The organism is uncultured Schumannella sp. (genome assembly GCF_905479755.1).
Classification (GTDB): Bacteria; Actinomycetota; Actinomycetes; order Actinomycetales; family Microbacteriaceae; genus DCRR01.
The window spans coordinates 29,743-47,701 of the sequence record NZ_CAJQNT010000016.1 but is presented as its reverse complement, the minus strand read 5'-3'; the positions used below and the strand labels follow the sequence as shown (position 1 = coordinate 47,701).

At 67.9% G+C, this 17,959-nt stretch carries 19 protein-coding genes; 12 read left to right on the top strand and 7 right to left on the bottom strand.

The window, feature by feature from the left end; genetic code table 11:
* The first annotated feature begins 6 nt into the window (after window positions 1–6).
* The 10 genes from QZ258_RS04900 to QZ258_RS04855 all read left to right on the top strand — a co-directional run bounded on the left by QZ258_RS04900 (window position 7) and on the right by QZ258_RS04855 (window position 7,908).
* Complete coding sequence (locus tag QZ258_RS04900; RefSeq protein WP_294179566.1) at window positions 7–810, top strand: metal ABC transporter ATP-binding protein; 804 nt, start codon at window positions 7–9, stop codon at window positions 808–810.
* On the top strand, window positions 807–1,679 hold the full coding sequence (locus QZ258_RS04895) for a metal ABC transporter permease (protein WP_294179564.1): 873 nt from the start codon (window positions 807–809) through the stop codon (window positions 1,677–1,679). The genes QZ258_RS04900 and QZ258_RS04895 overlap by 4 nt, the downstream gene beginning before the upstream one ends.
* The gene (locus QZ258_RS04890; RefSeq protein ID WP_294179562.1) at window positions 1,676–2,059 is read left to right on the top strand and encodes a Fur family transcriptional regulator; all 384 of its coding nucleotides are present in this window, start codon (window positions 1,676–1,678) and stop codon (window positions 2,057–2,059) included. The genes QZ258_RS04895 and QZ258_RS04890 overlap by 4 nt, the downstream gene beginning before the upstream one ends.
* A 215-nt stretch (window positions 2,060–2,274) precedes the next feature.
* Complete coding sequence (rpmB, locus tag QZ258_RS04885; protein ID WP_022903747.1) at window positions 2,275–2,511, top strand: 50S ribosomal protein L28; 237 nt, start codon at window positions 2,275–2,277, stop codon at window positions 2,509–2,511.
* Window positions 2,511–2,681: a 50S ribosomal protein L33 gene (gene rpmG / locus QZ258_RS04880; RefSeq protein ID WP_029145259.1), complete on the top strand. Its 171-nt coding sequence runs from the start codon at window positions 2,511–2,513 to the stop codon at window positions 2,679–2,681. Before rpmB ends, rpmG begins: the two co-directional genes overlap by 1 nt.
* A 2-nt stretch (window positions 2,682–2,683) precedes the next feature.
* Window positions 2,684–2,989 carry a 30S ribosomal protein S14 gene (gene rpsN, locus QZ258_RS04875; protein ID WP_294179480.1) on the top strand — a complete coding sequence of 102 codons (306 nt, stop codon included), beginning with the start codon at window positions 2,684–2,686 and terminating at the stop codon, window positions 2,987–2,989.
* Between the two features lie 245 nt (window positions 2,990–3,234).
* On the top strand, window positions 3,235–3,519 hold the full coding sequence (locus tag QZ258_RS04870; RefSeq protein WP_294179478.1) for an HU family DNA-binding protein: 285 nt from the start codon (window positions 3,235–3,237) through the stop codon (window positions 3,517–3,519).
* An 88-nt stretch (window positions 3,520–3,607) separates the two neighbouring features.
* Window positions 3,608–5,581, top strand: a complete 1,974-nt coding sequence (locus QZ258_RS04865) for a cytochrome c oxidase assembly protein (RefSeq protein ID WP_294179477.1) — start codon at window positions 3,608–3,610, stop codon at window positions 5,579–5,581.
* Window positions 5,582–5,648: 67 nt separating this feature from the next.
* Window positions 5,649–6,200, top strand: a complete 552-nt coding sequence (locus QZ258_RS04860; RefSeq protein ID WP_294179476.1) for a PadR family transcriptional regulator — start codon at window positions 5,649–5,651, stop codon at window positions 6,198–6,200.
* A gap of 76 nt (window positions 6,201–6,276) precedes the next feature.
* Window positions 6,277–7,908, top strand: coding sequence for an AarF/ABC1/UbiB kinase family protein (locus QZ258_RS04855; RefSeq protein WP_294179633.1), 1,632 nt, complete (start codon window positions 6,277–6,279; stop codon window positions 7,906–7,908).
* 283 nt (window positions 7,909–8,191) lie between these two features.
* Here the strand turns inward: QZ258_RS04855 and QZ258_RS04850 are convergent, their stop codons facing one another.
* Window positions 8,192–9,214: a hypothetical protein gene (locus tag QZ258_RS04850; protein ID WP_294179474.1), complete on the bottom strand. Its 1,023-nt coding sequence runs from the start codon at window positions 9,212–9,214 to the stop codon at window positions 8,192–8,194.
* 40 nt (window positions 9,215–9,254) lie between these two features.
* Here QZ258_RS04850 and QZ258_RS04845 point away from each other — a divergent pair, with 40 nt between their 5' ends.
* Window positions 9,255–10,550, top strand: coding sequence for an ATP-dependent RecD-like DNA helicase (locus QZ258_RS04845; protein WP_294179472.1), 1,296 nt, complete (start codon window positions 9,255–9,257; stop codon window positions 10,548–10,550).
* Between the two features lie 54 nt (window positions 10,551–10,604).
* On the opposite strand, the gene QZ258_RS04840 is transcribed toward QZ258_RS04845, so the two are convergent.
* The 3 genes from QZ258_RS04840 to QZ258_RS04830 all read right to left on the bottom strand — a co-directional run bounded on the left by QZ258_RS04840 (window position 10,605) and on the right by QZ258_RS04830 (window position 12,300).
* Window positions 10,605–11,252, bottom strand: coding sequence for a heme oxygenase (biliverdin-producing) (locus tag QZ258_RS04840; RefSeq protein WP_294179470.1), 648 nt, complete (start codon window positions 11,250–11,252; stop codon window positions 10,605–10,607).
* A gap of 73 nt (window positions 11,253–11,325) precedes the next feature.
* Window positions 11,326–11,634: a DUF2470 domain-containing protein gene (locus tag QZ258_RS04835; protein WP_294179468.1), complete on the bottom strand. Its 309-nt coding sequence runs from the start codon at window positions 11,632–11,634 to the stop codon at window positions 11,326–11,328.
* 18 nt (window positions 11,635–11,652) lie between these two features.
* A complete protein-coding gene (locus tag QZ258_RS04830; protein WP_294179466.1) occupies window positions 11,653–12,300 on the bottom strand; it encodes a dienelactone hydrolase family protein in 648 nt (215 codons plus the stop codon).
* A 263-nt stretch (window positions 12,301–12,563) separates the two neighbouring features.
* On the opposite strand from QZ258_RS04830, the gene QZ258_RS12405 reads away from it, so the two are divergent.
* Window positions 12,564–12,821, top strand: coding sequence for a leucine zipper domain-containing protein (locus tag QZ258_RS12405; RefSeq protein WP_363182056.1), 258 nt, complete (start codon window positions 12,564–12,566; stop codon window positions 12,819–12,821).
* 76 nt (window positions 12,822–12,897) lie between these two features.
* Here the strand turns inward: QZ258_RS12405 and QZ258_RS04825 are convergent, their stop codons facing one another.
* The 3 genes from QZ258_RS04825 to QZ258_RS04815 are packed head-to-tail and all read right to left on the bottom strand — an operon-like array spanning window position 12,898 to window position 17,943.
* Window positions 12,898–14,016, bottom strand: a complete 1,119-nt coding sequence (locus QZ258_RS04825; RefSeq protein ID WP_294179464.1) for a Wadjet anti-phage system protein JetD domain-containing protein — start codon at window positions 14,014–14,016, stop codon at window positions 12,898–12,900.
* The gene (locus QZ258_RS04820; RefSeq protein ID WP_294179462.1) at window positions 14,016–17,324 is read right to left on the bottom strand and encodes an ATP-binding protein; all 3,309 of its coding nucleotides are present in this window, start codon (window positions 17,322–17,324) and stop codon (window positions 14,016–14,018) included. Before QZ258_RS04820 ends, QZ258_RS04825 begins: the two co-directional genes overlap by 1 nt.
* Window positions 17,311–17,943, bottom strand: a complete 633-nt coding sequence (locus QZ258_RS04815) for a DUF4194 domain-containing protein (protein WP_294179460.1) — start codon at window positions 17,941–17,943, stop codon at window positions 17,311–17,313. Before QZ258_RS04815 ends, QZ258_RS04820 begins: the two co-directional genes overlap by 14 nt.
* Window positions 17,944–17,959: the final 16 nt, after the last annotated feature.

Sequence of the window (17,959 nt, the reverse complement as noted above, 5' to 3'; positions counted from 1 at the left end):
CGACCTGTGACTGACACCGTGCCGCGCACGACGGACGCCGCCCTCCGCATCCGGGGGGCGTCGCTCCGTTTCGGCGAGAGAACACTCTGGGACGAGCTCGAGGTGACGATCGCACCCCGCGAGTTCGTTGCCGTGCTCGGTCCCAACGGGGCGGGCAAGTCGAGTCTGCTGCGCGCGATCCTCGGGTTGACCAGACTCGACGGCGGTTCGATTGAGCTGCCGAACGGGCGCGCCCGGGTCGGCTACATCCCGCAGCAGCGTCCCTTCGCCGCCGGCACGCCGCTGCGAGCCCGGGATCTCGTGCGTCTCGGTGTCGACGGCACCCGGTTTGGAATCCCGTGGCCCAACCGCGCCGCGCGTCGACGCGTCGACGAGCTGCTCGCCGAGGTCGGTGCGAGCGACTACGCGCGGGTTCCCGTTGGCTTGCTCTCCGGCGGCGAGCAGCAGCGCCTGCGCATCGCGGAGGCGCTCGCCGGCGACCCCGCCCTGGTGCTGGCGGATGAGCCGCTGCTCAGTCTGGACCTCCACCATCAGCGCACCGTCGCCGGGCTGCTCGAACGCGTCCGACACGAGCGGGGCGCGAGCGTGCTCATGGTGACGCACGACATCAACCCCATCCTCGGCATCGTCGATCGGGTGCTCTACCTCGCGGGCGGGTCGTTCCGCATCGGCACCCCCGACGAGGTGCTGCGTTCCGACGTTTTGAGCGAGTTGTACGGAACGCCGGTCGAGGTGATCCGCACGAAGGGCCGCATCCTCGTGGTCGGAACACCCGAGCTGCCCGGCCACCTTCACGGGGGGCTGGCATGAGCTTCGACCAGATCTTCGACTTCACCGACTACGGGGCGATCCTGGCGCTGGTGGCCAACTCGGTGCTCGCCGGGGCGGTGCTCGGCATCGTCGGCGGGTTGATCGGCGTCATGGTGATGCAGCGCGACATGGCGTTCGCGGTGCACGGCATCAGCGAGCTCTCGTTCGCCGGCGCGGCCGCGGCGCTCCTGATCGGCGTCGACGTCGTGCTCGGTTCGATCTTCGGTTCGGTGATCGCGGCGCTGCTGATCGGCGTGCTGGGTGCCCGCGCGCGGGAACGCAACTCGATCATCGGCGTGCTGATGCCCGCCGGTCTCGGCCTCGGCATCCTGTTCCTGGCGCTGTATTCGGGGCGCAGCGCCAATAAGTTCAGTCTGCTCACCGGGCAGATCATCGCGGTCGACGATCCGGCGGTCTGGCGTTTGATCGGGATCAGCGCGGTCGTGCTGGTGGCGCTGCTGATCATCTGGCGTCCGCTGAGTTTCGACAGCCTCGACCCGGAGGTCGCGGTGGCGCGCGGGGTGCCCGGCCGCACGCTGTCGATCGTCTTCATGCTGCTGCTCGGACTCGTGGTCGCCGTCTCGGTGCAGATCATCGGCGCGCTCCTCGTGCTCGCGCTGCTGGTCACCCCGGCGGCGGCGGCACTGCGCGTGAGCGCGTCACCGGTGCTGGTGCCGATTCTGAGCATGATCTTCGGATTCGTGTCGGCGGTGGGCGGGATCCTTCTGGCGATCGCCGGATCGCTTCCGATCAGCCCGTTCATCACCACCATCTCGTTCCTCATTTATGTCGTCTGCCGTGTGATCGAGGCGGCCCGCGCGCGCACCGCGGCGGGTCGTAAAGTGGAGGTCGAGGAGGCCGCCGCATGAGCACGAAGCGCAACACCTGGCAGCGCGAGGCCGTGCGCACCGCGCTCGGCACGACCGAGGGTTTCGTGAGCGCGCAGGCCTTGCACGCCTCGATGCGCGGCACCGGTTCGGAGGTGGGGCTCGCGACGGTTTACCGCGCGTTGGCGGATCTGGCAATCGAGGGCGAGGCGGATGCGCTGCAGCAGGACGGCGAGAGCCTCTACCGCGCGTGCACGCCCGGCACGCATCACCACCACCTGATTTGCCGCAACTGCGGCAAGACGGTGGAGATCAGGGCGGATGCGGTGGAGGTGTGGGCGCGCGAGGTGGCGGCCCAGCACGGCTTCCGCGATCCGCAGCACGTGGTCGACGTCTTCGGTCTCTGCGCCGACTGCGCCTGATCACCCGGTTGTGCGGGGATTCCCCGCCGGTTCGGAGATGACAAGGGCCGGAACCTCGGCTATCCTCGGAGAGTTGTGCGCGAAAGCGCGCTTCTTGTGTGCCGTCCGGCCGCTCGCGACCGGATCTCGGCATGCCGACAAGTGACCTTGGGTGGGGCGATCGTCCCACGGTAGATCAGGCGGAGTCCGCTTCGCCGCAACGATAAGGAAGAACCATGGCAGCAGTGTGCCAGGTGACTGGAGCCACTCCCGGCTTCGGACACAACATCTCGCACTCGCACCGCCGGACGAAGCGTCGCTTCGACCCGAACGTGCAGAAGAAGACCTATTACGTCCCGTCGCTTCGGCGCAACGTGACCTTGACGCTCTCCGCTAAGGGCATCAAGGTCATCGACGCTCGCGGCATCGAGTCGGTCGTCAAGGACCTGCTCGCCCGAGGGGAGAAGATCTAATGGCGAAGAAGGCCCAGGACGTTCGTCCGATCATCAAGCTCCGCTCGACCGCCGGTACCGGGTACACCTACGTGACCCGCAAGAACCGTCGCAACAACCCCGACCGCATCGTGCTCAAGAAGTACGACCCCGTGGTCCGCAAGCACGTCGAATTCCGCGAGGAGCGCTAAGCATGGCCAAGAAGAGCAAGATCGCGCGCAACAACCAGCGCGCCGTCATCGTGGAGCGGTACGCCGCGAAGCGCCTCGAGCTGAAGAAGCAGCTCGTCAGCCCCACGTCCACGGACGAGCAGCGCGAGGAGGCCCGCCTGGGTCTGCAGAAGCTGCCGCGCAACGCGAGCCCGGTGCGCCTGCGCAACCGCGACGCGATCGACGGCCGCCCGCGCGGTGTCCTCAGCAAGTACGGCATCTCGCGTGTCCGCTTCCGCGACATGGCTCACCGTGGTGAGCTGCCGGGCGTGACGAAGTCGAGCTGGTAACCAGCCCAGATCACACCGCGAGGGGCGAAAACGTGAGTTTTCGCCCCTTTCGTGTTCCCGGGCGCCGAAACACCCAGGAAATCCGGATGTGGAACACCGGTCAACATCCCCAGAAAGACGGGCCTTCGGTGCTAGTTTCACTGTGGTTCTGGGGCTATCGCGCCGGAACCGATACCGCGAAAGTTCTGTCGATCTGACGAACTCTTCGTGCCACATGAAATGCATTGAGTCCGAGGAGGACACCCATGGCTGACACCCTTAACAAGAGCGATCTCGTCGCAAAGATCGCGGCCGAGACCAACCAGAGCCAGGCCACCGTTGCCAGCGTCGTCGACTCGTTCTTCAACGTCGTCGCCGAGTCGGTCGGTTCGGGCACCAAGGTCGCGATCCCGGGTTGGATCTCCTTCGAGCAGATCAGCCGCGCCGCGCGCGCCGGACGCAACCCCGCGACGGGCGAGACCATCCAGATCGCCGCCAGCAAGGGCGTGAAGGTCTCGGCCGGCAGCAAGCTCAAGGCCGCCGCCAAGTAGTTCAGGCTTCCCGCGAGGGGATCACGGCGCACCGCGCCGCGGTCCCCTTTCGGCTTTTTCGGGAGCCCGGGACGCCTACGCTGGAGGGGTGCCGCGCTTCGTCGGGGTCCTCGGACCCGCCGCCCTTGTTGTCTTCGCCCTCGCGGCGACGGTGGCGGCACTCCTGGTCGGCGGCGGTGCGGACGCCCCGCTGATCATCGATCCGGGCCCGGTCGTCCGCTGGGGCTTGCCGATCGCCAAGCTCGTGTTCAACCTCGGTGTCGCGGCGACGCTCGGCTCGCTCGTGCTCGCCGTGTTCGCCCTGTCGTCCTCGAAGCCGGAGTTCGACCGCGCGCTCGATGTCGCCGCCGCGGGGGCCGCGGTGTGGACGGTTGCGGCGGCGGCATCCGCGTTCTTCTCGTTCACGACCGTGTTCAACACGGCGCCGAGCCTGGACGAGCGCTACGGGGAAGCGCTCGGCACGTTCCTCACCGAGATCGAGCTCGGTCAGGCGTGGCTTGTCACGATGCTCGTCGGCGCCGCGCTGACGGTGCTGTGCTTTGCGGTGCGAAACGTCACCGCGCTCGGCATCATCACGGCCGCCACCGCGATCGGTCTCGCGCCGCTCGCGGAGCAGGGCCACGCGGGTGGGGCGGCCGACCACAATCTTGCCGTCACGGCGCTGTGGCTGCACCTGATCTTCGCGGCGGTCTGGGTGGGCGGGCTGCTGCTGCTGGTGGTGCTGAGGGCGACCAGCGGGCCGGAGCGTCTCGCGGCGATCCTGCCCCGCTACTCGACGCTGGCGCTCGTGAGCTTCCTCGTGGTGGCGGCCTCCGGATACGTGAGCGCCGCGATCCGCGTCGGCAGTCTGCCGGAGCTGCTCACCCCCTACGGGCTGCTCGTGATCGCGAAGGTGGCGGCGCTCGTCGTGCTCGGTCTGCTCGGCGCGCTGCAGCGCCGCGTGCTCGTCGGGCGCGTTCTCGCCGGCTCTGGCCACCGGATGTTCGCCGTGTTCGTCGCCGTGGAACTCGCCTTCATGGGGGTGGCGAGCGGAGTCGCGGCGGCCCTCGCGCGCACGGCACCTCCCGTGGTCGAAATTCCGGCCGCCGATCTGGCCGACCCGACGCCGGCCGAGTATCTGACCGGCTCGCCGTTGCCGCCCGAGCTGACGCCCATCCGGTATTTGACGACCTGGGATCTCGACCTGCTGTGGGCGCTCGTCGTCGGCTTCGGGCTGTTCTTCTACCTCGCCGCCGTGGAGCGGCTTCGCCGCCGCGGCGACCGGTGGCCGTGGTATCGCGCGGCGTTCTGGGTGATCGGCATGCTGACGCTGTTCTGGTCGACGAGCGGCTCGCTCGGCGCGTACCAGGAGTACCTGTTCAGCATCCACATGCTCGAGCACATGCTGCTGACGATGGTGATTCCGATCTTCCTGGTGCTGTCGGCGCCGGTGACGCTCGCCCTGCGCACCATCCGCAAACGCGACGACGGCAGCCGCGGGCCGCGCGAGTGGATCCTGGTGCTGGTGCACTCGGGCTTCTCGAAGGTGCTGACGAATCCGATCGTCGCGGCGGTGCTGTTCGCCGCCTCGCTCTGGGTGTTCTACTACTCGCCGCTGTTCCGCTGGGCGACCGAGCAGCACGCCGGGCACATCTGGATGGTGGCGCACTTCCTCATCACCGGGTACCTGTTCGCGCAGGTGCTGATCGGGGTCGACCCGATCGGCGGGCGTCCGCCGTACGCCTTGCGTCTGCTGCTATTGCTGGCGACGATGGCCTTCCACGCCTTCTTCGGGCTCGCGATCATGTCGCAGCAGGCGCTGTTTTTGGCCGACTGGTACGGCGCGATGGGCCGCACCTGGGGGCTGCCGCCGCTGGAGGATCAGGTCTGGGGCGGCGGCATCGCCTGGAGCGTGGGCGAGATCCCGACGGTGGCGCTCGCGATCATTGTCGCGATCATGTGGGCGCGCAGTGACGACCGTGAGGCGACGAGGCGCGACCGCGCCGCCGACCGTGATGGGGATGCCGAACTCGCCGCCTACAACGCCGCGCTGGCCGAGCGCGCGAGTCGCTCCGCGCGCTGACAAGTCTCGGCGTCATCCCAGCGTGGTGGCGTTGACTGGGAGTCTCACCGCGGTGAAAGGACCTCTCATGCGCACCTCGACCTCCTCCGGATTCGACCTCTGGGAGGCGCTGGACGATCTTCGCGACACCTTCGCGCCGCGGATGACCGGGCGCGCGGATCGACGTGACGTGCGATTCGACATCCTGAACGCCCTCGAGGGTGGCGCCAAGAACGGTCACGAGATCATGCAGGCGCTCGCCTCGAGGGGGCCGAGCGTCGACGGCCCGACCGCGAGCGTCGTCTACCCGACGCTCGAACTTCTCGTCGACGAGGGCTTGGTCAGCTCGGAGCACGTCGGGGAGCGCCGCGTGTTCTCGCTCACCGAGGCGGGGCGCGCCGCGGCGCGCGGGGCCGCCGGCGCCGACGAGCACACCACAGCTTCCGCGGGCGAGGACGGTTCCGGCTGGCGCGCGCCGCGCTTCGCCGAACACTCTGCGGCGGTGCCGAAGGCGGGGGCGAAGCTCGCGCAGGCCGCCGCGCAGGTCGCCCAGCACGGCACGACCGAGCAGAAGGAGCGCGCCGCCGCCCTGCTCGACGAGACCCGCCGCAAGATCTACGCCATCCTTGCCGAAGGCTGACGAGGTGCCGCCCGCCCGCGGCAGCAGCTCCGCCCCCGGCAACGATCGCGCCCTGCGCGCACGCTACCGCCGCATCATGCGGTTCGCGGCGCGTGCGCTCGCGCAGGCCTGGTGGTTCGAACTGGTGCTGCCGCGGTTCGGGCTGGCCCGGTTCGCGGCCGCCGGACGCATCCCCCGGTTGCAGCGGCTGGCCCGGCGCTTTCACGTGCTCGCCGCGGATCTCGGCGGGCTGATGATCAAGGTGGGGCAGTTCCTCTCCTCGCGGCTCGACGTGCTGCCGCCCGAGATCACGCGCGAGTTGGAGGGTCTGCAGGACGAGGTCGCGGCCGAGCCGATCGAGCGCATCATCGAGCAGGCGGAGCGCGAGCTGGGCATGCCGCTCGCGATCGCGTTCGCCGCGTTCGAGAGCGAGCCGATCGCGGCCGCCTCCCTCGGGCAGGCGCACCGGGCGCGGCTCTCGCCGGCGCTCGCCGCCGATCTGGGTTTCGCCGACGTGGTCGTCAAGGTGCTGCGCCCCGGAATCGAGGAGGTCGTCGAGGTGGATCTCGCGGCGCTGCGCCGCGTCGCGCGCTGGCTGTCGCGCGTGCGCCTGGTGTCGCGACGCACCGACGCCCCCGCGCTCGTCGAGGAGTTCGCGGCGACGAGTCTGGAAGAGATCGATTACGTGCACGAGGCCGTCAGCGCCGAGCGGTTCGCCGCCGACTTCGCCGACGATCCGCGCGTCGCCGCCCCGGCCGTTGTTTGGGAGCGCAGCGCCCTGCGGGTGCTCACCCTCGCCGACGTCACCGCCATCAAGATCACGGACGTCGACGCGCTGCGGGCGGCCGGCATCGATCCGGCGGCGGTGGCGCAGGAGCTCGCCCGCTCGGCGTTCCAGCAGATCTTCGTCGCCGGTTTCTTCCACGCCGACCCGCACCCGGGCAACATTTTCGTGACTCCGGGCGCCTCGGGCGAGCCGGATGATTGGCGCCTCACCTACATCGACTTCGGGATGATGGGCGAGATTTCGGACGAGCTGCGCGAGGGCCTGCAGCAGTTCATCTTCGCCGTGGTCGGTCGTGACGCCCGGGCGCTGGTCGCCGCCATCCAGCGTCTCGGGGTGCTCCTGCCGACGGCCGACACGGTCGAGTTGGAGCGCGCCATGTCGGCCCTGTTCGATCGCTTCGGCGGGATGGGCGTCGCCGAGCTGCAGCGCATCGACCCGCGCGAGGTGCAGGAGTTCGCCGCCCAGTTCGGCGAAACCATCCGCGCCCTGCCGTTCCAACTGCCCGAGAGCTTCCTGTTGCTGCTGCGCACGATCTCGCTCACCTCCGGGGTCACGAGCGCGCTGAACCGCGACTTCAACATGTGGGATGCGGTGGACCCGTTCGCGCGCACCCTGCTGCGCGGCGGCGGGGCGGGCGCGGTGCGCGGGCTGGGGCGCGAGGCGCTCGCGATCCTGTCGGCGCTGGCACGCCTGCCGCAGCGCACCGATGCGCTCATCTCGCGGCTCGATCGTGGCGAACTCGCGGTGCGCTCACCCGAGGTCGAACAGCGCCTGCGCACGGTCGACCGCTCGGTGCGGCGCACCACCTCGGCGATCGTGTTCGCGGCGCTACTGATCGCGGGGGTGCTACTGCGGCCCACCGACGAGGTGTTCGGCTGGGTGCTGATGGGCGCATCCGCGGTTCCGCTGTTGCACGCGGTGCTGCCCCGGCGCTTGCCCTGAGCCGGCTCGCCGTTCACCCCGTCCGCCGCTGGCGCCTCCTGTCCCCGTCCGTCGCCGACCCCGTCCGTCGCCGGCCCCTCCCGCAAAGTCGGAGAACCGGCGGGACGGTCCACGTCTCGTGGACGAGGTGCCCGAATCTCCGACTTTGCGCGGCGCGGGCCGGCGGCGCGGGCCGGCGGGCGCGCGGGCATGCGGACCGGGATGGCGCGTGCGGACGGGCGGGCATGCGGACCGGGACGGAGCCGGCGGTGCGCGGCGAGCACATCCGCTGCGCGGAGGCGGCTCAGTCGGCGAAGGGGTCGACGGTGACGAGGGTGAGGCGGTCGCCGCGTGAGATCTGGATGTCGAACTCCAGCGGGAACAGCACGTTGCGTTCGAGGGCTTCGACGCTGCCGTCGAAGATCGACTGCACCTCGACGGTGACCTGGGCGGTGCCCTGGTCGGGCCCCGAGCGCCAGCGCGGCTCGCCACTCGTGCCGCTGATGGTGATCGCCGGGTAGTCGAGGATCACCCAGGCGGGTTCGCCGACGACGCGGTTGTTGATCGTCTCGCCGAAGGGGCAGCCGGGCGGAAACAGCACCGGTTGCGCCGCGCAGTCGTCGAGGAACTCGCGGGCCGTCTGGTCGACCTCGGCGAGGAGACGATCGTTGGCGACGACTTCGACGGAGGCGTCGAGCGAGGTGCCGACGCCCGTCGCGGTGACGGTGACGGGTTCGCTCGTGAGCCACCGGCTGTCGTGTTGCACGGTGTAGCGCCCGGGCACGAACACGGCGAGGCGGTGCGGGGCGGCGGTGATGCTCGACGTGGTCAGGTCGAGGTCGTTGACCCGCACGCGGTCGTCGTGTTCGAGGGTCAGCTCGAGCGTGGCGAGCGGGCTATCGGCGAACGCCCAGTTCGCGAAGAGACCGGCGGTGGTGCCGACGCGCTCGACGGTGAAGCGGGTGTCGAAGGTCTCGTCACCGACCGACCAGGAGGCGGTCACCCGGTGGATGCCCTCCGTGCGCCCCGTCTCGCGTACCTCCCCGACGGTGATCTCCGCGATCGCGGCGCTCGCCAGCAGGGTGGTGTCCGCTCCCGCGGCGCCGAGCCCCGCATCCACGCCCGGGAGCGCGAGCGCTTCCGCCGCGTCGCCGCGGGCGAGGGCGTCGAGGTAGACGCGCACGAAGGAGGCGGCACCGAAGACGGTCGCGTTGGCGGCGAACACCGCGCCCGTGCCGGCGAGGGTGAAGACGAGTGCCGCCGCCAGCCAGATCAGCGCGCGGCGGCGCACCCCGGTCGGGGCGGCAACCTCGGGAGCGGTGAGCACAGTCGCATCCTACGGTCGGTTGAATCGGTAGCCTTGAGGGATGCCGCTGCCCGAGCTTTCTCCCGAGCAGCAGGCCGTGTTCGACGCGATCGAGTCGACGCGGCAGAACATCTTCGTCACCGGTCGCGCCGGCACCGGCAAGTCGACGCTGCTGGAGCACCTATCGTGGCGCACCTCGAAGCAGGTGGTGATCTGCGCGCCGACCGGGGTGGCGGCGCTGAATGTCGGCGGGCAGACGATCCACTCGTTGTTCCGGCTGCCGATCGGGGTGATCGCCGACCACGACATCGAGCAGTCGGGCGAGTTGCGCAAGCTGCTGGGCGCGATCGACACCCTGGTGATCGACGAGGTCTCGATGTTGAACGCCGACCTGCTGGACGCGATCGACCGGTCGCTGCGGCAGGCGCGCGCTAAGCCGAACGATGCCTTCGGCGGCGTGCAGGTGGTCATGTTCGGTGACCCGTACCAGCTGGCTCCGGTGCCGGGCGATCCGGAGGAGCGCGCCTACTTCGCCGACCGCTACCGCTCGATGTGGTTCTTCGATGCGCGGGTGTGGGACGAGACCGAGCTCACGATCTACGAACTCGCCACCATCCACCGCCAGCACGAGTTGGAGTTCAAGACCCTGCTCACCGCGGTGCGGCACGGCGTGGTGACGGCCGAGATGGCGGGACGGTTGAACGAGGTGGGCGCGCGCCCGGCGCCCGACGACGGCACGATCACGCTGGCCACCACGAACGCGACGGTGACCCGCATCAACGGCAGCGCCCTGGCGCGACTTCCCGGGGCCGCCAAGACGGCGGTCGCCGAGGTGAACGGTGAGTTCGGCGGGCGCGCGTATCCGGCCGATGAGCGCTTGGAGCTGAAGCTCGGCGCGCAGGTGATGTTCCTCCGCAACGACACCGGCGGCGACGGGCGCTGGGTGAACGGCACCATCGGTGAGGTGGTGAAGATCGCCGACACCGTCACGGTCGAGGTCGCCGGCGAGGACTTCGAGGTGCAGCCGAGCACCTGGGAGCGCTACCGCTACACCTACTCTTCGGCGACGAAGACGCTGTCGAAGGATGTGGTGGCCGAGTTCACGCAGTTCCCGTTGCGGCTGGCGTGGGCGGTCACCATTCACAAGTCGCAAGGCAAGAGCTACGACCGCGCGATCGTGGATTTGGGCCCGCGCTCGTTCGCGCCCGGCCAGACCTACGTGGCGCTCAGCCGGATCACGGCGCTCGAGGGCCTGTATCTGACGCGTCCGCTGCGGCCGAGCGACATCATCGTCGACGAGCGGGTGAAGGACTTCATGTCGCGCGCCGAAGCGATCCCGGGCATCGCCGCGATCTGAACGGGGTCACGCGCCGGGCGGGTCGAGGAGCCGCGACGTGGCGTACTCAGACCGCTACGCGGCGGCCTTCGCGCGCGAGAGGTCCTCGAAGAGCTTGGTGTTGAACTCGTAGGCGCGCAGCACCTCGTCGATCACGCGCTCCTGCTCGGCCTCGTCCCAGGGGGCCGCGTCGAGCTGCTCGCGGTAGGCCTCCTTGAATTCTTTCGGGTTGGCGATCTGGTCGAAGATGTAGAACCCGATCCCGTTGGTCTCGAAGCCGAAGTGGCGCTGCATGAGGCGCCCGATCGCCTGGCCGCCGGAGAGGTCGCCAAGATACCGGGTGTAATGGTGGGCGACGAATCCGCCCGCCCAGCCTTCGGCGGCGATCTGGCGGATGCGCGCGACGTACGCCTCGGTGGTCGGCAGCGGAGTGATCCGCTCTGCCCAGTCGGGGCCGAGCAGGAAGGCGAGGTCGGATTCGAGTGCGGGCATGCGGCTGAGCTGTTCGCTGAGGAACGGGGTCGCGACCGGGTCGTTGGCGAAGCTCGGGGCGACTCCTTCGAGCGCGTCGTAGATGAAGTAGTGCTGGGCGACCAGGGCGATGTAGTCCTCGCGGGTGCCCTCGCCCTTCATCAGGTCGGACATGAAGCCGGCGCCCTCGCTCTCGCCGTGGCGCGACCAGCTGCGGGCGCGAAGTGCTTCCGAGAACGGGATGACAGACACGAGTCGGCTCCTTGAAGTGAGGTGACCCTTACCTTAGCGCGGCAGGGCGTCGACGACGAGGGGTGCTCAGCACCTACTCGTGCGGGCGCGGGGTTTCGCCCAGCTTCGCGCAGGCGGCGTCGTAGAGGGCCACCACCTCTCGGCGGATCTCGGGCCGCTCGCTGATCGCCCCGTTCGGCCACGGCACCCGCACGGTGTGCTCGGTGCCGTCGATCGTGGTGCTCCACTCGCCGCCGGTCTCGTCGAGCGAGATCATCGTGGCGGCGGTGGCGCGTGTGACCTCGGCGGGGCCGAAGGCGCGCACGATCAGCAGGTTGTCGCCGCGGTGGTCGTCGTTCATGTGGTGCAGCACGGCGGCGACGATCTCGGGCGCAAAGGTCATGCGGTCAACGCTAGTAGCTCAGTCGCCGAGGTATTCGAGCAGGAACGTTGCGGTGCGCGCGAAGGCGAGGCCGGCCGCGCGCGGGTCGACCGAGTCGGCGAGGGTTGCGTTGGCGAAGGAGTGCGTGGTGCCGGGGTAGTCGTGCCGGGTCACGGGGGTTTCGTCGTCTTGCAGTCGGGCGATGAAGGTTTCGGGTTCGGCGCCGGGGGCCCACTCGTCGGTGTCGGCGAAGTGCAGCAGCACCGGGCAGGGCACGATGCCGTCTTCGCTGTCGGCGAGGGTGGCGGTGTAGGCGACCACGGCATCCACGTCTCCGGCTTGTGCGGTGAGCAGGGCGAGGCCGCCGCCGAGGGCGAAGCCGATGAGGCCGACCCGGTCGCTGCCTTCGTCGCGGCCGCGCTCGATCGCATCCTCGACCATCATCAGGGCGGCGGATCGCTCCAGGCCGCTCGCCAGCCGTTCGGCTTGGCCTTCGTCGATCGTCGCGACCCCGTCGTAGAGGTCGAGCACGACGACGCGCAGCCCGCGATGGGCGAGCGCCTCCGCGTACGGGGCCAGCCACGGCAGGCGGCCGAACCAGTCGGGGATGATGACGACGAGCGGATCGCCGGGTTCGCCGAACTCGAGGTTGCTGCCCGGCGAGGGGATGCGGACCAATGCGGACATGCTGCTCGTCTCGTGGAGGTGGGTTCTCAGGCTAGTCGAGGCTGACTGGTTGGCCGCGGTGCGCCTTGCGCGGTCGGGCTCGGGATCGTTGTATTACGTCACGCGAAACGGTAGATTTGGGGTTGCCTCCCGTTGCGACGGGAAGGAAGAAGGCCTTAGAACCCCAGCCGGACGACTGGATCTAGGGCCTTACGCATGTCCTGGGGCGTGTACCCGGTGAGCGGGTTGGCGATACAAAATTGAGCAGAAGCTCTTCATTTTAAGTGGTATCGAGATCGCTCGAAGATGGAAGCCTGCCCTTGGTCCACCGTACTGCGAGGCTGGCGCCGGCTGGCCGAATAATTCTGGTTCAGCGGGTTTTGCAGGCGCGCCCGATCTCGCACGTCACGAAGGAGCTCGGCGTCCCACGGCAGTGCGCCCGCCGCTGGATCGGTCGTGACGAGATGGCTCGACGGGTTGGCGTGAGTCCTTCGACCGCGGCGCGGAGCGTCGCCCGCGCAGGCTTGCCGGCATCGACGTGATGCGGGTCGATGTCGTCCTCAGCGCGAGGCAGGCCGTCGAGGACGCGCAGGTCGCGCCGTTCCGCTGACGAACCGATCAGAGCACCTTGCCGAGTTGGTCGAGGACGTGGTCCCAACCGATGCGCTCTTGTTCAAGCCGAACATGCCCGTTTTCGCGGAGCGTATCGAGGGACTCCGCCTCGTCGACTGTGAGCTCTGAGACGGCGCCAAGGTGAGGGCTGGGCTCTGGTACCCAGAGGTCACGGTGTGCCAGAAGTGTGTCCACGTCCATCAAGCATGAATCCACGTCAAGGCCTGCGAGCCGGACCTGGCTGAGGATGCGCAGCCCATGCGAGTCCAGGTCGCCCCAATAGATGATCCTGGCCGCCTTCATCCAGCCGATCTGAGCCAGCCCCGGCGCGCTGTTCCCTCGTCCGTCCGCGGCGACGACGCCCGGCCAGTCGGGCAGTGCCAGAAACGTCTGCAGGTTCTCCACGACGAGAACGCGTGACGGAGCGAGGTTGAGCCGATCCCAGTCGGCGTGGGGCGCGGTGACATCTCGCATGCCGGCGGGGGCAAACCGGGGGTCCAAGAAGCGAAGGCGCACCAAAGCGTCCGGCTTTCGCAGCGGTAGGCGGTCCCCGGCGAGCGCTTCGATTGCTTCCCGGTGCCTCTCTAGCCACTTGGAGTCGATACCGCGTATGGGAAGGGTGCGGATGAAGACGTCCTTGGGGGGATTCGATCGAAGCCAGCGCGCCGTGTCGCGGAATCTGGCGAAGTCGCTGGGGTCGAGCTCGCCAATATGTCGGATGTGGGCGGTGAGTGCAGCTGACAAGTTCGTCGATTCGCCGAGGGCTTCGCGGAGTTCTGCTGCTCGGTCGTGCCATTGCCGCCATTGCACGTGAGCGCCGGCCAGGGCCGCGATGTCGTCGGGGCCGTCCACGCGTGCTCGGACGGGGACCCGATTGGTGCCGACTCGCCCCCACCTTCGGAGTTCCCAAGTGAGGTGGATCGGGTTGCCGCCGGTCTCTCGCCAGGACTCGGTCCACCGTCGCGCTCCGTCGTAGTCGGCGAGGACGGCCGACTCGGTGGGCGGGTGCAGGGGTATGTCGATGTGGGCGGTCGAGTGGTCTCCGGCGGCCCATCGTCGGCCGTGTCGTGCCCAGAGGGACTGGGCTCGAGTTTGGAGCTCTTTGAGGGTGACTGAGGCGGGCATCAGCCGTAGGAGACGTTCGAGAGGTGGGAGTGCTGACGCTCGGGGTTGTTGACGACAGTTACGGCGTCCAGGTATGGCTCCAATACCTGCAGCAGTTTGCCGGGGGTGGCGAGGATCATCTGGAATCCGAACGAGACGAACACGTCCATTGCCATTCGGGTGTATTCCGCATCGGCCTTGTCGAACGCTTCGTCGAGCACGACGGTTCCGAACTGGGGTTCTGCGGCGTCGGGCTCGGCCAGCTGGTAGCGGAGGGCTGCTGCGAGGCAGAACACGACGAGCTTCTGCCGTTGGCCTCCGGAAAGACCAGCACTCGACTCGTAGACGTTGTGAACTGCGCCCGCACGATCTACTTCTTCGGCGATGAAGGAGACGTGTTCGCGCGTATCAAGCACCCTGGCCTTCCAGTCGCGGTCGGTTCGGTCGCTGGAACCAAGCCTGGTCATGATGCTGGAGAGGTGAATGAATCGGCGCTCGGCTGCCGGGAGGTCATCTTCGGCCCAGTTGCCGTCGACGATGCTGCGGAGGGTGTCGAGGAACTCGGCGACTTCTGTCGTTCGTCGCAGCTTCACCCTGATGCGAAGGTAGCGGTCGCGGTCGAAAGGTGAGCGCCCCAGTGATTCGTTCACGGGAGAGATTCTGTTTTCGATGTGGCGTTGCGCGCTCAACAGGTCGTCCCGGAGGAAGGTGATGCTTTCGCGCGAGCGGCGCTCGAGGAGCTGTCGGAAGTTGGCCTCATGCTCCGGCAAGCCGCGGGCTTGGATCGCGAGAAGGACCTCCCGATAGCCGCCGCGGTCTTCGATGCTGGTGGTGAGGTTGGCGTTTGCGGCGGCGGATTGCCATCTACTCTCGAAGTGGGTTGCTTCTTTCGTGAACCCGGTAAGGGCGGTTTGTTTCTGCTCCCGCGCGATGTCCGTGTGCGCTCGAAGTTCGGTGAGAACCCGGGATGTGACGCTGTCGACCTGGTCAAACTTGATGGTTTGCTGGTGTGCGCGGAATCGCTCGGTCAGCGCCGTTCGTTGGTCCTCTTCGAGGTGGGCGGTAGCGTCGCCGGTGATCTCCCGGACGAGAGACCGGATCCGGTCCACTTCGTCTGCGGCACGCGTGCGCTTGTCACGGGAGTGATCAGCCCGGTCCTGGAGTCTGCGCCGTTCAGCGAGCGCCCGCTGTTCCGCATCGTTGGCTTGTCCGAGATCGCTGGACGGATCGATGAGCGACGCAAGCTGTTCGGTCATCTGATCGACCTTGGCTTGGGCGCGCTGGGTGTCGATGTCGGTCCATGGCGTGTCCAGGACCTGATCGAGAATGTCGCGCCGCCGCATGATGGCATCACGGCGAGCCGATTGCTGTTGTACCTGTTCGTCTGCTTCGGCCAGCTCTGCGTTCTTCGACGCAAGCCGCGCCTCCAGCTCGATCCTCAGCGATGTGACGTCTGCTCCAAGGACCCATCGGGATCGATCATTGATGTTGTGCCGGTCGGCTTTGGCATAGCTGTTTCCGGAGCGCTTGACGAGCCCTGTGACCGTGACGCCACGAGGGACGCCCTCAAGGTCTTCGGGGCTGTCGACGCAGTCGAAGTCGAAGTCAGTGCTTAGGCGACGGCCTAGGTACTTCTCGAACACGCCGACGGAGACGTCGACCCTGTAGACCAGTGACCTCTCTCCTCTGGGGCGAACTTGGTTGAGTGTGTTGCTGGGCACGGACTCGAACCGAAGATCCACGCCGAGATGACGGGCGTTGATCACTCCGCGCACGGCTCGAAGTTCCTGCTCGCGCACGAGGAGCGTCGTTGCCAGCGGTCGAAGGACTCGCTCGATCGCTCCGGTCCATCCCGCGTGTTCCTCTCGCACGCTGATGAGTTCTCCGGCGAAGGGCATGAGATCTGCGGGAATCCCGAGCTCGGCGACGAGCGCGTCGCGAACGGCAAGGAGTCGGTAGTCGATCTTGCTGTTGTGGGAGTCCAGGGCGGCAAGGGCCGCCTTCAGTCGGGATGCCTCTTGCCGTGCATGCGCGGCCTGCTCGAACGTGGCGTGGTCCAGGGCTGGCGGTGGCGGCGCGCTCAGTTCCTGCTGGGCAGCGACGAATAGCTGCTCGTATTCACTCTCGGTTGCCGGTGGCTGAACCCCTGCTTTCGCGAGCCGCGACCCCAATGCAGCCCGGCGGTCGACTGCGGCCGCATGCGCCTTGGCAGCATCCTCAATGCGGTGTCGATGTGCGGCGACATCGGCGCCACCGAGCTCCAAAGTGCGCGCATTCGCTGTCGCCCAACGTTCCGTCGCCATCTCGAGCTCATCGAGGTGCGCTTGTCGTCGACGCTCCGCGGCCGCCAGGTTTCCCTCGGCCTCCGTGAGGGCGTCCCGAGAGAGGTCGAGCTTGAGTTGGGCAGCGTAGGCATTCAGGGACTGGGTCAGAGCGGAGAGATTCATAGCTGTGCCATGCGCAGCCTCGTAGGCGTCGGCGGCTTGCGTTACCCTCACCAGCACGTCACGTTGCCCGCGGAGGTCGACGACATGGTTGTACGCGTCTCGAAGCTCCGAGAACTGCTCGACGGCGCTGTCTGCGCGTTTGAACGTCGCGGGCTCATCGAGCATGAAGCGCCGAAAGAGGGTGTCGAGCGTGCCCAGGTTCTTTGCCGCTTGGGTCTTGTGGAGCAGCTGGAGCGCGGTGTCGGTTCGGATACCGAGCAGTCGCTGAAGGCGTTGGAAATATCCGCTGTGCTTTCCTGTCGTCGTGACGATGACTGGAGCGTGGTCGGCCTGAAGCCTGCGGGCGTCGATGCCGTTTTGAGCGTAGGCGGCGTAGTAAGCGAGCCCGTGGTCGTCGCGCGCAATGAAGTTCATCTCCCGCACGTCGCCCAGATCGGTGCTGGAGCCGCGAAGGTGGAAAACTTTGAACAGGGAGATGGGTGCGTCTCGCTGGTTTTCGAACCGGAGCATGATCCCGCTCCAGGTGGTGGAGGTGCGCAGGTAGCGGGACTGCGTGCGGTTCTCCTGCTCGTCTGCTTCCTTGCTCCAAGCCCCTCGTATGTAGCTGACCCAGTTGCGGTCGGTTTCGCGTGCGCCTGACTCCTGCGCGGCGGCGTTGAAGGTCACCGAGCCTTTTGGGGTGAGTACGGCGGCGATCGCATCTAGCAGGGACGACTTTCCAGAGCCTGAAGGCCCCGTGAAGAGGTGGCCGCGTCGTCCAACCTCGACGGAGTGGGCGCCGTCGAACGTGCCCCAGTTGATCACTTCTACGCGGCTCAGTCGCCACTGGCCGGCATGGACGAGCATGTCTTCTTCGCGCGGGTCTAGATCAAGGAGCGTCATCGTTCACCTCCGCGGCTTCACCGGAACCGTTCCTCTGTGGCGCGTTGTCGGCCAGACGCTCGTAGGTTGCCTGGATAGTGGCAACCCGTGGACCGTCGATCAGGTAGCGAACGATGGGGGAGATCTCGGCACGTTCGGTGTCGGTCTGGTGCAGCAGCCCTAGCTTCAGCATGGTGGCCCAGGAGGCGTTGACTCTTTTTCGGAAGTCTGGCTCGTCGCGGGACTTGCGGTAGACGGCGAGATGCTCGGCTACCTCTTCGAGGCCGATGAGGACACGGCCGCGCCCTTCGTCGAGAAGCAGTGCTTGGCGGAGGACGAGAAGCGTAGCGGTGTCCAAGAACGTTAGGGTTCGGGTCCGAACAACTTCCGGTGCGTCGTCAAGTTCCGCCGGCTTCACGAACGCGAGTTCTTGCTCGAGGTCGATGATCAGGTCGAGGAACATGTCGTTCAGTCGCGAGCGGATACTTTCCTGGTCTGCCAGCAACGCTTCCCACAGTTCTCTGCGCTGTGACCGCGCGAGGTAGGGCCCTTTCACCAGGCTCACGAGCGCGCGCCGCGACTGATGCGCCAGGACCCCGGCGTCGCCCGGCCAGAGGCCCGGTTCGCTCTGATCCAGCACCTCGGCGGCGAGAATC